Source organism: Thermococcus waiotapuensis (assembly GCF_055384795.1).
In genome coordinates this window covers 1,046,294-1,061,196 of record NZ_AP042429.1, presented here as the reverse complement: position 1 = coordinate 1,061,196, position 14,903 = coordinate 1,046,294, and the positions used below count along the sequence as shown (strand labels likewise).

At 52.9% G+C, this 14,903-nt stretch carries 17 protein-coding genes and 1 tRNA gene; 8 read left to right on the top strand and 10 right to left on the bottom strand.

Annotation, left to right across the window (positions count from 1 at the left end):
- Nucleotides 1–26 precede the first annotated feature (26 nt).
- Nucleotides 27–809, top strand: a complete 783-nt coding sequence (locus ACZ47M_RS05910; protein ID WP_315342706.1) for a class I SAM-dependent methyltransferase — start codon at nt 27–29, stop codon at nt 807–809.
- On the opposite strand, the gene ACZ47M_RS05905 is transcribed toward ACZ47M_RS05910, so the two are convergent.
- Nucleotides 797–1,588, bottom strand: coding sequence for a nitrilase (locus ACZ47M_RS05905; RefSeq protein WP_315342708.1), 792 nt, complete (start codon nt 1,586–1,588; stop codon nt 797–799). The genes ACZ47M_RS05910 and ACZ47M_RS05905 overlap by 13 nt on opposite strands.
- Nucleotides 1,589–2,084: 496 nt before the next feature.
- Between ACZ47M_RS05905 and ACZ47M_RS05900 the strand changes: the two genes are divergently transcribed.
- On the top strand, nt 2,085–2,726 hold the full coding sequence (locus ACZ47M_RS05900) for a metallophosphoesterase (protein ID WP_315342710.1): 642 nt from the start codon (nt 2,085–2,087) through the stop codon (nt 2,724–2,726).
- A 316-nt stretch (nt 2,727–3,042) separates the two neighbouring features.
- Here the strand turns inward: ACZ47M_RS05900 and ACZ47M_RS05895 are convergent, their stop codons facing one another.
- From ACZ47M_RS05895 to ACZ47M_RS05875, 5 genes are read right to left on the bottom strand one after another with little or no spacing between them, the layout of a single operon-like run.
- A complete protein-coding gene (locus ACZ47M_RS05895) occupies nt 3,043–3,252 on the bottom strand; it encodes a PRC-barrel domain-containing protein (protein ID WP_315342712.1) in 210 nt (69 codons plus the stop codon).
- Between the two features lie 35 nt (nt 3,253–3,287).
- Nucleotides 3,288–3,815 (bottom strand): hypothetical protein, encoded by a 528-nt coding sequence (locus tag ACZ47M_RS05890; RefSeq protein WP_315342713.1) that lies wholly within the window; start codon nt 3,813–3,815, stop codon nt 3,288–3,290.
- 1 nt (nt 3,816) lies between these two features.
- Nucleotides 3,817–4,467: a DUF120 domain-containing protein gene (locus tag ACZ47M_RS05885; protein ID WP_315342715.1), complete on the bottom strand. Its 651-nt coding sequence runs from the start codon at nt 4,465–4,467 to the stop codon at nt 3,817–3,819.
- Complete coding sequence (locus ACZ47M_RS05880) at nt 4,436–5,020, bottom strand: endonuclease V (RefSeq protein WP_315342716.1); 585 nt, start codon at nt 5,018–5,020, stop codon at nt 4,436–4,438. Before ACZ47M_RS05880 ends, ACZ47M_RS05885 begins: the two co-directional genes overlap by 32 nt.
- Complete coding sequence (locus tag ACZ47M_RS05875) at nt 5,010–5,633, bottom strand: translin family protein (RefSeq protein WP_315342718.1); 624 nt, start codon at nt 5,631–5,633, stop codon at nt 5,010–5,012. The genes ACZ47M_RS05880 and ACZ47M_RS05875 overlap by 11 nt, the downstream gene beginning before the upstream one ends.
- 158 nt (nt 5,634–5,791) lie before the next feature.
- On the opposite strand from ACZ47M_RS05875, the gene gatD reads away from it, so the two are divergent.
- The 4 genes from gatD (at nt 5,792) to ACZ47M_RS05855 (ending at nt 10,781) form a co-directional block, all read left to right on the top strand.
- Nucleotides 5,792–7,111: a Glu-tRNA(Gln) amidotransferase subunit GatD gene (gene gatD, locus ACZ47M_RS05870; protein ID WP_315342894.1), complete on the top strand. Its 1,320-nt coding sequence runs from the start codon at nt 5,792–5,794 to the stop codon at nt 7,109–7,111.
- Nucleotides 7,112–7,116: 5 nt separating this feature from the next.
- Nucleotides 7,117–9,003: a Glu-tRNA(Gln) amidotransferase subunit GatE gene (gene gatE / locus ACZ47M_RS05865; RefSeq protein ID WP_315342896.1), complete on the top strand. Its 1,887-nt coding sequence runs from the start codon at nt 7,117–7,119 to the stop codon at nt 9,001–9,003.
- Nucleotides 9,004–9,033: 30 nt separating this feature from the next.
- Nucleotides 9,034–9,537 carry a hypothetical protein gene (locus ACZ47M_RS05860; RefSeq protein ID WP_315342720.1) on the top strand — a complete coding sequence of 168 codons (504 nt, stop codon included), beginning with the start codon at nt 9,034–9,036 and terminating at the stop codon, nt 9,535–9,537.
- A 311-nt stretch (nt 9,538–9,848) separates the two neighbouring features.
- Nucleotides 9,849–10,781, top strand: coding sequence for a glycosyltransferase family 2 protein (locus tag ACZ47M_RS05855; protein WP_315342722.1), 933 nt, complete (start codon nt 9,849–9,851; stop codon nt 10,779–10,781).
- 37 nt (nt 10,782–10,818) lie between these two features.
- Here the strand turns inward: ACZ47M_RS05855 and ACZ47M_RS05850 are convergent, their stop codons facing one another.
- The 3 genes from ACZ47M_RS05850 to ACZ47M_RS05840 all read right to left on the bottom strand — a co-directional run bounded on the left by ACZ47M_RS05850 (nt 10,819) and on the right by ACZ47M_RS05840 (nt 12,584).
- Complete coding sequence (locus ACZ47M_RS05850; RefSeq protein WP_315342724.1) at nt 10,819–11,637, bottom strand: cysteine synthase family protein; 819 nt, start codon at nt 11,635–11,637, stop codon at nt 10,819–10,821.
- Nucleotides 11,638–11,804: 167 nt separating this feature from the next.
- Nucleotides 11,805–11,892: transfer RNA gene (locus ACZ47M_RS05845), tRNA-Leu, on the bottom strand.
- Nucleotides 11,893–11,933: 41 nt separating this feature from the next.
- Nucleotides 11,934–12,584, bottom strand: coding sequence for a hypothetical protein (locus ACZ47M_RS05840; protein WP_315342726.1), 651 nt, complete (start codon nt 12,582–12,584; stop codon nt 11,934–11,936).
- A 95-nt stretch (nt 12,585–12,679) separates the two neighbouring features.
- Here ACZ47M_RS05840 and engB point away from each other — a divergent pair, with 95 nt between their 5' ends.
- Nucleotides 12,680–13,252 (top strand): GTP-binding protein EngB, encoded by a 573-nt coding sequence (engB, locus tag ACZ47M_RS05835; protein ID WP_315342728.1) that lies wholly within the window; start codon nt 12,680–12,682, stop codon nt 13,250–13,252.
- Here the strand turns inward: engB and ACZ47M_RS05830 are convergent.
- A complete protein-coding gene (locus ACZ47M_RS05830; RefSeq protein WP_394356314.1) occupies nt 13,228–13,659 on the bottom strand; it encodes an Lrp/AsnC family transcriptional regulator in 432 nt (143 codons plus the stop codon). The genes engB and ACZ47M_RS05830 overlap by 25 nt on opposite strands.
- A gap of 156 nt (nt 13,660–13,815) precedes the next feature.
- On the opposite strand from ACZ47M_RS05830, the gene ACZ47M_RS05825 reads away from it, so the two are divergent.
- On the top strand, nt 13,816–14,889 hold the full coding sequence (locus ACZ47M_RS05825; RefSeq protein WP_315342732.1) for a Clp1/GlmU family protein: 1,074 nt from the start codon (nt 13,816–13,818) through the stop codon (nt 14,887–14,889).
- The last annotated feature ends 14 nt before the right edge of the window (nt 14,890–14,903 follow it).

Here is a 14,903-nt window from a genome sequence, read left to right as displayed (position 1 = left end):
GCTGCCCCAATAACACCGGTGATAGAATGTCCCTGGAGGAGCTCTACTCGTACCTTAGGGGATACATGGATCCCGGTAGCGAAACCGCCAGGAAAAGGTACATGGCGCTGAAAGCCTTCTTCAACTGGACCGTCAAGAAAACTCTCCTCCCCGATGGGAGAAGGCTGAGGATACTGGACCTATGTGCCGGCACTGGAATAGCCGGGGCGGCCCTTCTGGAAGTTCTAAAGGAGTGGGGCGTAGAGGCCTCCCTTACCCTGGTGGACAAACGAAAAGAGGACATTCTAAAGGTTGAGAGCTGGCTCAGCGGTGAGGGGGAAGTTTATGGGGCCGTTATGGATTGCCTCGACGACCTGAGCAAGCTCGGGGAATTCGATGTAGCCCTCATGTGGGGTTACACAATGGCCCACTTTGATCCGTATCAAGCGGCAGACCTCTTCGCGAACGTTTCAAGGGTTCTCACACCCTCTGGAGTCTTCATGATCGAAGAAATGGACCGCTTCGGCACGTTCTTCTACAGAGGGGCATATCGGGAGATAGTTCCCGAAGTCAAAGGCGAAAACTACACGGTGGTTTCCCTCGATGAGGGCTACGACCCGCTGAGGGGAGTCATCCTTAGGAGCTACTACCGGCTCCCTGGCTCGGAAAAGATAGGGGAGATAGAAACCCGCTACTGGGACCTGGCCGGACTGGCCGGCATGGGGAAACTCGTTTTTGAGAAGGTGAAGATAATACCGAGGAAGGAGCACGGCAATGTTGAGGTTGGCGATATTCTCTATTTCAGGGAACCAAAAACTCAACGGGCGTAGTGCTCGGGTCTCCTGTCTCTGAAGATATCGTTGTAGTCGTTGAGCCCTTTCCTCCTTGCGAGGCTCAAATCAACCTCCGCTATCCCAACCTCCTCCCCGTCCTCGCTTCCCTCAACCAGGGTCTCGGCCAGGGGGGAGTTTATCTGGCTCCTGCCGATGAACCTCAGGCCCCTTTCCTCACCGACGCGGTCGGCGGTTATCGTGTAGACTCTGTTTTCCAGGGCCCTTATCGGCATGGCCCTCGGGGCGTAGGGCATGACAAGGTTGGCCGGATGGGCTATTATCTCGGCCCCTTTAAGGGCCAGCGTTCTCGCGCTTTCGGGGAAGAACCAGTCGAAGCATATCATGACCCCAACCCGGGCAAAGCCCAGGTGAAAGACCTCAAAACCCAGGTTCCCGGCCTCGAAGAACTCCTTCTCCCGGGCAAAAAGATGTATCTTACGGTATTTGCCCAGATAACCCTGCGGCCCGACGACGACTGCTGAGTTGTAAAGCCTTCCCAGGCTGTCCTTTTCTGCGGTCCCTGCAACTATGAAGATGTGATGTTTTTTTGCCATCCTGACAAGAAATCCGGTGGTCTCCCCGTTGGGAATGGGCTGGGCAACCGATTCAACTTCCTCCCTGTTCTCAAAGTTGTATCCGGTATCGAAGAGCTCAGGAAGGACTATAAGCCTGGCGCCATTTTCTGCGGCCTTCTCGATTAGGCTTTCTGCCTTTAGATAGTTCTCCTCAGGCTCAAGCAGTTTTGGGTACATCTGGCCGAAGGCAACCCTGATCACGTGTTCCACCTGGGTTGGGAATATGTAACAAGGGGTACATAAGTATTATTGTTCAACACCGGCGATTTTTTGCGGGATTGACCAGCGTTATTTCAGGATTACACGGCTTAAAAGCTGCCTTTTTGTCAATGCTTTTTTACAAATAACGCATCAGGCTAGATTGCCCTTTAAATCGCATATGGTTGTGAAAAAAACCCGGAGCTGCGGTAATTTTTTGCATGGTAAAACTTTTCAAGTTGGTATGTTTTATTTGAAACCACCTTTAAAATCCGCTTGCTGGCACCGGCAGGTAACTCCTTGGGAAAAACTTAAAAACATACCCTTGAACTTCTCCAGGAATAGGAGGTGACGATCATGAAAAGGAGACCAAGGAAGTGGAAGAAAAAAGGAAGAATGAGGTGGAAGTGGATTAAAAAGAGAATAAGGCGCCTCAAGAGACAGCGCAGAAAAGAGCGCGGTCTGATCTGATTTCATTCTCTTTTTTGGTGATTCCAAGATGGACTTGATGGAACTCAGAAACTTTTCGCTCTCTTTGAACACTTCCCTTGGCAGGACCCTTATAATGGCCGATCCCCACCTCGGGTTTGAGCTCTCCCGCGGCCTCAGGATAAGAACCCGCTTTGAGGAAACCCTATCTGAGTTCATCCTTTTGGAGGATCCCGATTTGGTGATAATCTTAGGTGACCTAAAAGAGCCCCTTGGATTGAGCTTTGAAATGAAATCGATTCTTAACTGTTTTTTCGAGAAGATCAGAGATTTTAACGTGGTTATAACAAAGGGGAATCACGACGGAAGACTTGAGGAAGTCACCCAAAAATTCCCCGGTGTGAAGATTGTCGACCACTTTCTGCTGGATGGTCTCCTTTTTTTACATGGACACAAGCAGTTGCCAGGCGTGGAGTTTTCCGAGGGCTATCTGGGCCACGTTCATCCTGCTTACACCTTTAAAGGGGCAACCGCGAAGAAAATCAAGGTATTCGTCCGTATCGGGAAGTTCCTAATATTCCCCACGATAAACCCGTTCCTGGAGGGATTGGACATAAGAAGTGGAATAAAATTAGTTCCCTTTCTAAGAGAAGCCAAGGACGCAGATCTGTTCCTCCCGGAGGGGATACATATTGGAAGGGTTGAGCTGTAGAGAAATAAGGTGGGCCTCAAGCCCACCCGACCCGCTTTGATTTCAGCCCTGAAGAGGCCTATTTAACCCATCACGATGTGATTTATATCCATGGCTGCAATTTAAGCTTGTTTTGGATTTAAGCCAATTACTCAGGCACCAAAATGTTAAAGAACTGGTATTTAAGCTTTTCCATTTGAATTCTTCAAGGATCACCTTTGAACATTGGCGATAATCCACTGGACATCCAGGATGTCCCCCTGAAAAACACCGGAGCATTGTAGATTATACAAACGAGAATTAAGCGCCTCGGAAAATCAATAAACGGGCAAAGTAATCACTCATCCTTGGCCTTGACCAGTATTATGTCCCCTATAGCAACAACTTGTTCATAGGGGATTCCCACTTTCTCTCCAGGGAGCGCGAGAGCGACCACTCTGCCCCTTCCGTCCTCTACCTCGATTAGGATCTCATCTACGTATCCAACATAGTTCCCCCTCGTGTTGTATATCTGCTTTCCGTAAATCTTCGAGAGCCTCATGACCATTTAAACCACCCATAGGATTCTGCTTTCAGGGATATTTAAGGTTTAGGTTTTTCCGGCTTCGTCGGGATCATGAGGGACAACACCGCCGTGAGGAACGCCGCTATGGTTCCGATTATTCCAACGAATACAGTTCCTACCATAGTTTCAACGCTCTTGAGCAAGCCCAAAGCCCCTTCAACTGCTAAGGCCGTGGCAACGCCCCCAAAGTACACCGGGCCGGCAAGCAGTGCGTCGGTGACCCCCATGGGGCGGTAGATTTCGAGGGCCAACATGGAGATTAGTATTACGGCAAACAGCTTTGCCGCCGTGACTTCGGAGACTTCCGATATTAGGGTTACCGCAACGATGGCAAGCATCCCGCCCAGATATGCCACGGGGGAGGCCCTGAATTCTCCTCCCAGCACCCCAAAGGCCGCGGCTCCAATCGCTAACCCCAGGAGGTAGAAGGCAAGCACTTCCTCAACAGGGGTCGTTTCAGGGATTAAGCGCAGGCTGGCCAAGAAAGTGATGAACACTCCAATTCCGGCGCCAGTAAGCAGTTTTCCGGCGGTTTTCCATCTCACTTTACTCACCTTCGGCAACGACCTTTATCTTCACCCTGTCCCCGTCCTTGAGTCCCAGGGAGTCTCTGAGGTTCACCGGGGCTATTACCTCTGCAATCCGCGGCGGATGGATGGTTCTCGACGGTATCACTATCGCGCCCTCAATGCCGTTGATCCCGACTGGGTAAGCTTTAACGTCGCCGAACGTCCTTCCGTCCTTCACGAATCCGGGTATGAGGATGGGCCTCACGCTGGCCAGTGCGTCGAAGATGGTTTTCGGGAATATGACGCGGACGTTGAGGGTCCCCGGATAGGGTTCAAAACCGAGGTACTCCTTTATTCTCTTGCTGTAGAGCTTTACGTAGTAAGACCCTTCGCCGAGTCCCGAGACGACCTCCCCCAGGATTACTCCTCCGTAGAGAACCTTCTCAAGCCTCTCACAGAGTTTTTCAAGGAAAGAAAGGCCCTTCTCGCTCACTTCGAGGTAGGTTTTTCTCTCTTCTACGTGCCGGGTTATCATTCCCTCCCTCTCCAGTTCATCAAGAACCCTCAGGACAGTTTGGGGTGAAACTGAGAACCTTTCGGCGAGCTCCCTCAGGGTGAGCTCCCTTTTCTCGCCTATCGCTCCCATATCGGCTATCTCAATGAGAAGACGGGTCTTTTCGAGCCTCATCTTCAGCACCCTTTGAAAACCTATCGGCCAGCTTAAGTGGTAACGGATAGCCGTCCCGGCTTAAAGCTTTAACTATCTCCACCGCAGAGGCCAGATCCACGAGGTGTCCAACGCTTACGTAGGCCTTTCCGACCCTGACCCAGGAACCGGGTGGAGAACCCCTCAGGAGTTTTTTCGCGACGCCGATGGTTGGGATACTAAGAACGAGGCCGATGTGGGAGGCCAGACCGTATCCCCTGGGATGCGCCTTTCCATGCCCCTCAACGAGGAGCACGCCGGGTTTTTCTTTACCTATCGCCATTATGACCGGTTTGGTCTCACGAAGAAAGAAGAAAGTCGGCACATAAGGGAAGGTAACTTCCGTCTCGACTGTTCTAAACCTCAAAAGCCTACAATCTGGGAAAGAGCAGAGGACAAAGGCCGCCCTTGCCTTTTCTCCTTTGTATGAGACGTCAACTCCACCGACGGTTTTCAAGGTGCCGATATCAAGGGGCCTCTCAACAACCCTCTTAGCGAGCTTCCCCTGGATCTTGGCTATTTTTTCAAAGTCCATCCTTCATTGCCGCCTCCAGCTTTTCTTCAAGGCTTTTGTTCAGTTTTGCCCGGGTCAGGTCCTCGAGGGTTCTCTCAAGGACGTGCCTCGCCTGATCCTGCTTCGTCCTTATGTTCACCAGCCCCGCGGGGTATTCGAGGGTCATCAGCTCCTCGTACAGCTCTTCCATGAAACGGTACACCCCTTCGGCCTCACCGATTTCTCCCCTGAGGAGGAGCAGGAGGAAGTACCTCCTGAGTTCGCCTATGAAATCCCCGAGGCCGAGGAGATAGTCCGCCTCCGGGATGCCGAGCTCCCAGGGTGATGGGAATTCCCTCTCCTCCCTGTAGGCCAGCAGGAGGGTAGCCTCGACGAACTCCTGATGGGCGCTCTGCACGTAGCCCGAGTAATAGAGCATTGGGTACGGCTTCAGGCTTTCTCTCAGCATCTCAACAAGTTTCCGGGCGTTTTCAAGCCTCCTCCTTGCCTTCTCAAGGTCGCCCCTGTGAATGGCTTTAACGGCGTCACCGCTGAGCCTCACTATCTCCCGCGTGATCCTCAGCGCCTCTTCTCTTGCCGCATCGGCCTTGTCCAGAGCCTTTTTTATGCCCCCCACGATTTCCCCCAGCTCCATTCAACCACCTACGGGGATTATACCTTCAATCCTAAAAGTTTTGTGAGGTTTGGGGTTGAGTGGGGTTTCGCTACTTCCTCCGATGCTGATGGCAAACACCTTAAAAGCCAATTCACAAGCGTTTTATAGTCTGCAACAAACTGGGGCAGGGGATGGGAATGAGCAGGAAAATCGAGGAGTTCATGAAGAGGCACAATCTTGAGGTCGGGGACCTGATCAGGGTCGTTAAGAGGGAAGGAGACGAGCTTTTGACTTTTGAGGGCCTTGTAATGCCGCCCTACGAGCTCTCGCCGGGCGAAACGCTGACCATAAAGCTCGACAACGGCTACAACATCGGAATCCTTATAGATACGATCGAGGGGGTCGAGGTTCTCGGAAAGGCCGCTGAAAAGCCGGAGATGGCCTTCCAGGAAGTTCTCCCGAGGAAGGAGGGCCTCCCGAACGTTACCATCCTTGGAACTGGTGGGACGATAGCGAGCAGGATAGACTACAAGACCGGTGCAGTTCACCCGGCCTTCACTGCTGAAGAGCTCGCCAGGGCCGTCCCGGAGATATTTGATATGGCCAACATAACGCCGAAGCTCATCATGAACATCCTCAGCGAGGACATGAAGCCTGAATACTGGAAAAGGATAGCTCAGGAAGTAGCAAAGGCGCTCAACTCCGATTATGACGGCGTTGTCATCGCCCACGGAACGGACACGATGAGCTATACAGCCTCAGCCCTGAGCTTCATGCTCAGGAACCTCACCAAGCCGGTTGTTTTGGTCGGAGCCCAGAGGAGCTCGGACAGGCCGAGCAGTGATTCGGCCATGAACCTCACCTGCGGGGTTAAAATGGCAACCAGTGACGTTGCGGAAGTGATGGTGGTCATGCACGGGGAAACGAGCGACACCTACTGTTTAGCGCACCGCGGGACTAAGGTAAGGAAGATGCACACGAGCAGGAGAGACGCCTTCAGGAGCATAAACGACATCCCCATAGCAAGGGTCTGGAAGGACAGAATAGAGTTCCTCAGGGGTGACTACAGAAGGAGGAGCCAGGGCGAGGTAGAGGTTGACGACAGAATAGATGAGAGGGTCGCAATGCTCAAGGTTTACCCCGGGGTAAGGGGCGAGATACTCGACTTTCTTGTGGATAAGGGCTACAGGGGAGTCGTCATAGAGGGAACGGGCCTCGGCCATGTTCCGGGAGATTTCATACCGCACGTGGAGAGGGCCGTTGAAGAAGGGGTCGCCGTGTGCATCACCAGCCAGTGCCTCTATGGAAGGGTCAACCTCAACGTCTACTCAAACGGCAGGAAGCTCCTCAAGGCTGGAGCGATACCCTGCGAAGACATGCTTCCGGAAACTGCCTACGTCAAGCTGATGTGGGTTCTCGGCCACACGGAGGACCTCAAAGAAGTGAGAGAGATGATGCTAACCAACTACGCCGGCGAGATAACGCCCTACACGAGGTTTGACACCTTCCTGAGGTGATGAAGATGGCTGAGAAGTTCGATTACGAAAAGCTCGGCCTTAAGGTTGGCCTCGAGATTCACAGACAGCTTGACACGAAAAAGCTCTTCTCGCCCGTTCCGAGCGAGCTGACCGAGAAGGTTGACTTTTCATTCGAAAGAAGGCTCCGCCCGACGATGAGCGAGATGGGGAAAATTGACCCCGCCGCCCTGGAGGAGTTCAAGAAGGGGAGTAAGTACATCTACGAGGGCAACTACGGGCTGACTGATCTGGTTTACATGGACGAGGAGCCGCCGAGGGGGCCTGACAGAGAAGCCCTGGAGGTTTCCCTCCAGATAGCCTACCTCCTGAACGCGAAGCCCGTCGATGAAGTCCACTTCATGCGCAAAATCGTCATTGACGGCTCCAACGTTTCAGGCTTCCAGAGGACCGCAATAGTGGCCGTGGACGGAAAAGTGGAAACCCCCTGGGGAAGCGTTGGCATTCCCACGGTGTGCCTTGAGGAAGACGCTTGCCGTATCGTCGAAAGGGAGGGCAAGGAGGCAATATACCGCGTCGACCGCCTTGGAATTCCCCTCGTTGAGATAAGCACTACTCCGGATATACATCACCCGGAGCAGGCTAAGGTGGTCGCCAAGTACATAGGCGACGCCCTGAGGGCGACGAGGAAGGTCAAGCGCGGCCTCGGAACCATAAGGCAGGACTTGAACGTCTCAATCAGGGGCGGTGCGAGGGTTGAGATAAAGGGCGTTCAGGAGCTCGACATGATCCCCCTCATCATCGAGAGGGAAGTGGAGAGGCAGGTGAACCTACTCAGAATCCGCGATGAGCTCAGAGAAAGGGGCGTTAAGGCAGAAGACATCAAGGAGGAGTTCTACGACGTTACTGAGGTCTTCCAGAGCACTGGGTCAAAGATAATAGCGGGGGCAATAAAGAACGGTGGCAAAGTCCTCGCCGTCAAGCTTCCTGGTTTCAGGGGCCTTATAGGCAGGGAAATCCAGCCGGGCAGGCGCCTGGGAACGGAGATGGCCGACAGGGCCAGGAAGTATGTAAAGGGAATCTTCCACATCGATGAATTACCGAACTATGGAATTACAGAAAAAGAGGTTAATGCAATTATAGAGAGGCTGAGCCTCGGTGAAAAAGACGCCTTCGTCCTCGTTGCTGCAGAGGTAGAAACGGCAAGGAAAGCTCTGGCTGAGGTGGTTAAGCGCGCTAAGGAAGCCTTAGAGGGCGTTCCGGAGGAGACGAGGAGGGCCCTGCAGGACGGTAATACCCAGTACATGCGCCCGCTCCCCGGTAAGGCGAGGATGTATCCAGAAACTGACATCCCGCCCATATTCCTGCCTCGGGAGTACAAGGAGAAGATAAGGGCAAATCTTCCCGAGCTCCCGCAGGAGAGGGTGGAGCGCTTTATCAGGGAATACCAGATAGACAGGAGCCTCGCAGAAACCCTGGTAAATGAAGAACGCGACGAGCTCTTCGAGGAGCTGGTAAAGAAGGGGGCTAAGCCTTCCCTGGTGGCTTCTATCCTCGTGGTCGTCCTCAAGGGCCTCAAGAGCGAGGTTCCCATAGAAAACATCACAGAGGAGCACATCAGGGAAGCTTTTGAGCTCTACCTCGAGGGCAAGATCGCCAAGGAGGCCTTCGAGGAGATATTCAAAGAGCTGGCAAAGAACCCGGAGAAAACCGCTCAAATGGTTGCCGAGGAGAAGGGATTAACCCTTCTGAGCGAAGAGGAGGTCGAGAAAATCATCGACGAGGTTATCCAGCAGAACCTTGAAGTCATCAAGGCCAAGGGAATGGACGCGATGGGCATGATAATGGGAAGGGCAATGGCAAAGCTCCGCGGAAGGGCGGATGGAAAGCTCGTCAACTCGCTCGTCAGGAAGAAGATCCAGGAACTGGGCTAAGCTTTTTATTCCTTTCCCCCAATTTCCCCCATGAAGTACAGGTATCGGGTGCTCTGCTACACCTATCCCGACGACCCGGAGATCGTTTCGAAGCTCAAGGGGAAGCTGAGGAACTATACTTTCCTCTTCAACCCCGACAGGGCTTCTCTCCACGATGCCCTCCTGATGACGGTTATGACGGGCGGGGAAGCGGTCATCGCGAGGTCTGGGGATAAGTTTCTCATAGCCCCCCTTCAGGATGTCCCGCCCGGCTGGACCTCCGGCGAGGAGTTTCTGATCGGCAGGGAGAGGGGCCTTGAAAAGGTTGTCGAGGAGATCGTGGGAAAAGAAAAGGCGAACACAACCGCGAAAGGTGCCCTGGTGGTTGGCCTAATACTTCTGGTATCCTACGCCGGCTATCGTTTTTACGCCCTTGAAACTATTAACAACCTTCTCCTCTTTGCTGGTGTTCTCCTGGGCCTTCTTGGCGGAATGTTAAAGGGCTATCGGAAGGAAAAGGTCAGAGCATCGGCTCCTCCTCACCGCTCGGAGTGAGGGAAAAACTCATCATCCCATCCCGGGATGGCAAAACGCCTTTTAATGCTTTCCCCGGAAAATTCTTTCAAGTCCCGCGTGGTTGCACCTCCCATGGAAGCCGGCAGGAGAGCACAGGGGATAGCGCCCCCTTTCCCCGAACACTGAAATCGACGTGGCAGAGGCCAGGATTTTTAAAGGGTTCAGGCCAAGGAGACCGCGATGGTGATTGAGTTCCTCCTGCTCATGATACTGGCATGGGACGGCTATTTTTTCTGAAGTACCTGGTGAGTCTCACAAAGGTCTCAAAAACATCGGCCTTACTGCCAAAGGTGAGCCTGCTCATGCCAGCACACAACGAGGAAAAAAACATAGGAGAAGCCATAAGGGCGGCTTTAAACCTCGATTATCCCGATTTCGAGGTTATCGTAATCGACGACGGTTCTCGGGATAGAACCTACGAGGTGGCATTAACTTTCAAGGACCCCCGCCTGAAGGTCGTGAGGATACCCCACTCGGGAAAGGCTAGGGCCCTGAACGAGGGTCTTAAGCTTTCCTCCGGCGAGATAATAGTGACCACGGACGCGGACGGCATGCTGGAGGAGAAAGCCCTGAAATGTCTTGTCGGGCGTTTTTATGCGGACGATGTGGTGGGGGTTGGCGGCCAGGTTCGGGTTGTGTGTGGGAGCTTCCTTGAGGTTATCCAGGACATAGAACACCTTAGAATAGCCATGTTCAGAAGGGCCCACGAGCTCGAAAACCTCAGCGTGGCACCCGGACCGATAGCGGCCTTCAGGAGAAGGGCCCTTGAGGCCATCGGTGGCTTCGTGAATGACCCGGTTGAGGATTACGCAACGACGATAGCCCTAAAGGGTCTTGGAAAAGTCGTCTACTCGCCCAAAGCCAGGTGCTGGGTCAGAATGCCAACTACACTGGTAAAGCTCTGGAGACAGAGGAAGAGGTGGTTCCTCGGTGATCTCCCAAAGCTCGGCGGCGGCCCGTTAAAGGAGAAGGTGTTCCTTGGCATAAGCGATGCCGTTGCCCTCTTCGATGTCCTCTTCCCAATATTGGCGATTTTCTCGGGAAAATTTGCACTGCTTGCTGTTTTCTTGCTCTTTGAGATCCTTACCATGGCGGCCGTTGTGGCCGTGGAGGGAGGATCCCCGGTGGAAGTTCTGGCCTTCCCATTCGTCCTGTGGTTTCTGGCACTCTTTTACCTGACGCTCCACGTTTATGGCTATCTCCACCTGCTCTTAAAGCAATAAGCGTCAACTAAAAGAGGTCAGGGAGGGGTCCGGTCTTTCACGTCATCCCCAGGTAGTCCTCAAAGACCTCCACGTATTTAAACCCGTCATCGGGGAAGATTAGGACGTAGGTGCCCCCGCCGAACTCCTCCGAGACCCTCTCGTAGGCCTTCACTACGGCGCCTGAGCTAAGGCCTATCAGTAGACCGTCCTTTCTGGCGACGGCTATGGATCCCTCTATGGCCTCTCTCCGCGTTACTTCAACGACGCGGTCTATCTTCACCAGAGGATACCACTTCTGGCCGGTTTCGAGGCGCTTTATCCCCGGGATTTTCTCCCCCTTAGCAGGCACGACGCCGACGACGTGGACATCGTAGCGCTCCTTCAGGTACTTGGCTATGCCAGCTATGTGGCCCGAAGTTCCAATCCCCGCTATCAGCACGTCTGGTTCCTTCCCGATGCTCCTCAGCTGTTCCTCGATCTCCCTGGCGGTAACGCGGTAGTGGACGTCAAAGTTGTCGTCGTTCTCGAACTGGTTCAGGTTGGCCGCTCCTGCCTTCCTCGCCTCTTCCTTAACGAACTCGACCATCTCAGTGTCAATTGTCTCGAAGTCCGTGACAACGACCTCTGCCCCAAGAACCCTCAGGAGAACCTGCGTGGCCTTTGGGGTCGGCTTTGGAAGGTAAGCGCGGAACTTTATACCAAAAACATTGCTCAAAGCGGCGAGGGAGATGCTGGTGTTGCCGGAGCTTGCCTCAAAAAGGGCCCTTCCGTTGATGTCTCCGCGCTCCATCGCGCGCAGAAGCATGTTGAAAACAGTTCTGTCCTTTATGCTCCTGTTGAAGGGGTTAAAGAACTCCAGCTTGGCAAAAGACATCCCCCCGCTCAAAGGAAAGGCGCACAAGGGGGGTGGGCTTGTACTTCTCGTACAGCTCAAGGGTGCCCTTGAACACGTTCATTTGCCATCACCGGAAAGAAATCCCGGGGCCCCTTTAAAAGCGTTCCCAAAACGAGCAGTTATACACAGAAATGGGTAAAAGCTGATGGTGCGGGGGCGGGGATTTGAACCCCGGAACCCCTGCGGGACGGGACCCTAAATCCCGCGCCTTTGGCCAGGCTCGGCTACCCCCGCGCCGGTTTAACTCATGAGGGTGATGTTAAAAAGTTTTGGGTTCAGAGAAAGCCCGTCTTTTTGAGTCCCCTCGCGTTGAGTTCCTCATCTATTATCCTCCTGACGGTGCCCTCTAAGGTCTCACCCACCAGGCCCTCCAGCAGTTTTCTGATGCCGTCTATGTCCTCTCTCATACCCTCAAGAACCCTTATGTACTCCCTGGCCATCTCGAGCTCACCCTCCTGTTTGAGAATCTGCTCCTTGAGGTGCTCAAAGTCCTCCTTCATAACCTCACAGCGCCTCAGCTCCCGCTGGGCCTCATCGAGCTGTCTTCTGAGTAAAGTGACTTCCTCCCTGAGTGAGCTAACCACCGCTTCCTTTTCTCTCAGCTGGGTCAGAACTTCTTCGTACTTGTCCCTGAGCTGGGTAAGGTTTTCTATCTCCCTCAGCGGTGGAACTTTCCCGTCCCCTATTATTATAACGTCCGGGCCAACGTTGACGATATCGCCTGGCTCTATCGTAAGCTTAGTCTCGCTGGTAAGCATACCCTGGCCCTTTCCCAGGTTTTCCACTACCTTCATCTTCAGTATGAAGAAGAACCTGTCCCCCTCGACCTCTACGTTTATATCGGTCACATAACCGAGTATCTTTCCGGTGGTAAGGGAGACAACGAATTTGCTAATCAGCTGGTTCGCCTTCTCACTCGCAACCATAAACCCACCCTCATTATTTTGTTCCAGAGGAATACTTAACTTTTCCGGGCGTTTAGCTTATAACCCCTTCTCTCAGATCTGCGGTGGGATGAGGGATGATAATATTTGTGGGACGCTCCAACGTGGGAAAGAGCACGCTGATATACCAATTAACCGGAAAAAAGGTTCGCAGGGGCAAACGCCCTGGCGTAACGAGAAAGCCGGTCGAAGTGGAATGGGGGGGCAGAAAGGTTGTGGACATGCCCGGCTTTGGGTTCATGGGCGGCCTGCCAGAAGAGGTTCAGGAGCGGGTTAAGGACGAGATCGTCAGGTTCATAGAGGAAAACGCCGAGAAAATCGAACTGGCCGTTCTGGTTGTGGACGGAAAATCCGCCCCCGAGATAATAGAGAGGTGGGAGAAGAGGGGGGAGATACCCATAGATGTTGAGTTTTATTCATTTCTTCGGGAACTTGGAATTCCGACGATAGTGGCGGTCAACAAGGTGGACAGGATCAAAAATCTGGAGCAAACGCTCGGATTCCTGGCCGAGAAGATGGGTATTAGGCCGGAAGAGAGGGAAGAGGTAATGATTCCGGTATCGGCTAAATTCGGCACGAACGTTGACCTCCTCAAGAGGGAGATCATAAAAAGAGTTGAAGGATCTCAGAGAACCTCAAGAACAACGTGAGTCACTGTTTCTTTAACCCCCTCAATGGAGGCTATCTCCTCAAGTATCTTGTCGAGATGTCCCTTGTCGGCCTCAATGATGATGTCTATGTCCCCGGTGACGCGGTAGATCCTCTTTATGTTCATCTTTTTGATTTCTGCGTAAACTTGTTTCCTCTTCGTCGGCTCTATTCTGACGAAGATAAAGACGCCACCTCTTTTCTCCCCAAGGAGTTCGAGGGCTTTCTCCGTTAGGTCTATGAAGCCCCTGCCAGTTCTGATGTAGCCAAGCTCCTTTAGGATCTTGAGGTGATTGCTGAGGGCCTGCCTCGTTACCCCCAGCTCCTTAGCCAGGTCATCCTGGGTCTTTTCAACGGTGTGAACTTCAATCGGTTTCCCTTCATCGTAAAGTTTCTTCAGGAGCTTCATCTGTTTGGGTGTGAGGGAGCCTTTCTCCACAGATAACACCTCCGACCACGACTTTTCAGCGTTAAAGTCCCGATTTTTTATTTGTAAACTTTACGTTTGGGCACTGCAGGGAAGAGTTTTATAAACCTTTCCCGAAAGTTGACCGAGGGGAGTGACATGGAGCAAATAAACAAAGCGGGCTACACAACGGAAGTTCCAGAGGATAGACTTTCCCTGGTCGGTCTTCTCGACGAGATTGGTTCTGGGAAGATAATTTTTATCGGTGATGTTGACAGCGGAAAGACCACGACCATTTTCTATGTGGCAAATTCCCTTTTATCAATGGGTTATAGAGTGGCCGTGGTGGACAGCGACGTTGGACAGAAGAGCATACTCCCTCCGGCTACGGTAAGTCTCGGCATTCTTGACGGGCCCGTGGCCCACATAGGCGAGGCGGTTCCTTTAGCTCATTACTTCATCGGGACAACAACTCCTTCACAGTACATCGGAGAGACGGTGGTGGGGGTTAAAAGGCTCGCTGACATAGGTTCAAAGATGGCGGACTTCGTTCTGATCGATACAACGGGGTTCGTTAGCGGGCCTGGACTTGAGCTAAAGCGCATGAAAGTTGAACTCCTGAGGCCAGAGTTAGTAGTTTTTATAGGGGAGGGTGAAGATCTTCGCAGGCTCGAAAGTTCGATTGGCTCTCTTGCCAGGGTCTTTCACGCTGAGAAAAGCAGGCTTGTCAGGCCCTATCCCCATGAGGAGAGAAAGATAATAAGGGCCGCAAAGTGGCGGGCATACTTCTCGGGATCAAGAATGGTGGAAGTCGACCTGAACGAGTTCCCCGTTTCCGGGACAGCCATGTTCGCCGGCAGACCCTTGCTTCAGGAGGAAATAGAGCTAATCGGAAAGCTCCATGAGTGGATAGTCTTCAACGGCTGGAAGAACAGGGAAGGCTACGTCGTCGTGAAGGCCGAGTCAGGAAGACCCAAGTCCTACAACTGGTCGGTCATCAAAGCAATAGACATCGAGAAGCTGAGCAACTTACTCGTTGGCTTTATAGATGGGGAAGGCCTCTGCCTTGGCCTCGGGATCATCAAATGGCCGAAGCTCAGCAGCGGAAAACTGGAGATCCTGACCCCCCTGACTGAGGAAGAACTGGCAAGGGCACGTGAAATCCGGCTCGGAAGGATAAGGGTAACTGAAGAGGGGGAGGAGCTGGAACTCCTCAGGAGGGAAGAGCTCTAGCAAAGCTTTTTAAC

Bases quoted from the DNA above. Each gene is read 5' to 3' on its own strand.
- ACZ47M_RS05910 (WP_315342706.1), top strand. From the start codon at position 27: ATGTCCCTGGAGGAGCTCTACTCGTACCTTAGGGGATACATGGATCCC.
- ACZ47M_RS05860 (WP_315342720.1), top strand. From the start codon at position 9,034: ATGAAGTACAGGTATCGGGTGCTCTGCTACACCTATCCCGACGACCCG.
- ACZ47M_RS05895 (WP_315342712.1), bottom strand. From the start codon at position 3,252: ATGGTCATGAGGCTCTCGAAGATTTACGGAAAGCAGATATACAACACG.
- gatD (WP_315342894.1), top strand. From the start codon at position 5,792: ATGAGCAGGAAAATCGAGGAGTTCATGAAGAGGCACAATCTTGAGGTC.
- ACZ47M_RS05885 (WP_315342715.1), bottom strand. From the start codon at position 4,467: ATGAGGCTCGAAAAGACCCGTCTTCTCATTGAGATAGCCGATATGGGA.
- ACZ47M_RS05880 (WP_315342716.1), bottom strand. From the start codon at position 5,020: ATGGACTTTGAAAAAATAGCCAAGATCCAGGGGAAGCTCGCTAAGAGG.
- ACZ47M_RS05840 (WP_315342726.1), bottom strand. From the start codon at position 12,584: ATGGTTGCGAGTGAGAAGGCGAACCAGCTGATTAGCAAATTCGTTGTC.
- ACZ47M_RS05875 (WP_315342718.1), bottom strand. From the start codon at position 5,633: ATGGAGCTGGGGGAAATCGTGGGGGGCATAAAAAAGGCTCTGGACAAG.
- gatE (WP_315342896.1), top strand. From the start codon at position 7,117: ATGGCTGAGAAGTTCGATTACGAAAAGCTCGGCCTTAAGGTTGGCCTC.
- ACZ47M_RS05830 (WP_394356314.1), bottom strand. From the start codon at position 13,659: ATGAAGCTCCTGAAGAAACTTTACGATGAAGGGAAACCGATTGAAGTT.
- ACZ47M_RS05850 (WP_315342724.1), bottom strand. From the start codon at position 11,637: ATGTCTTTTGCCAAGCTGGAGTTCTTTAACCCCTTCAACAGGAGCATA.
- ACZ47M_RS05825 (WP_315342732.1), top strand. From the start codon at position 13,816: ATGGAGCAAATAAACAAAGCGGGCTACACAACGGAAGTTCCAGAGGAT.
- ACZ47M_RS05900 (WP_315342710.1), top strand. From the start codon at position 2,085: ATGGACTTGATGGAACTCAGAAACTTTTCGCTCTCTTTGAACACTTCC.
- engB (WP_315342728.1), top strand. From the start codon at position 12,680: ATGATAATATTTGTGGGACGCTCCAACGTGGGAAAGAGCACGCTGATA.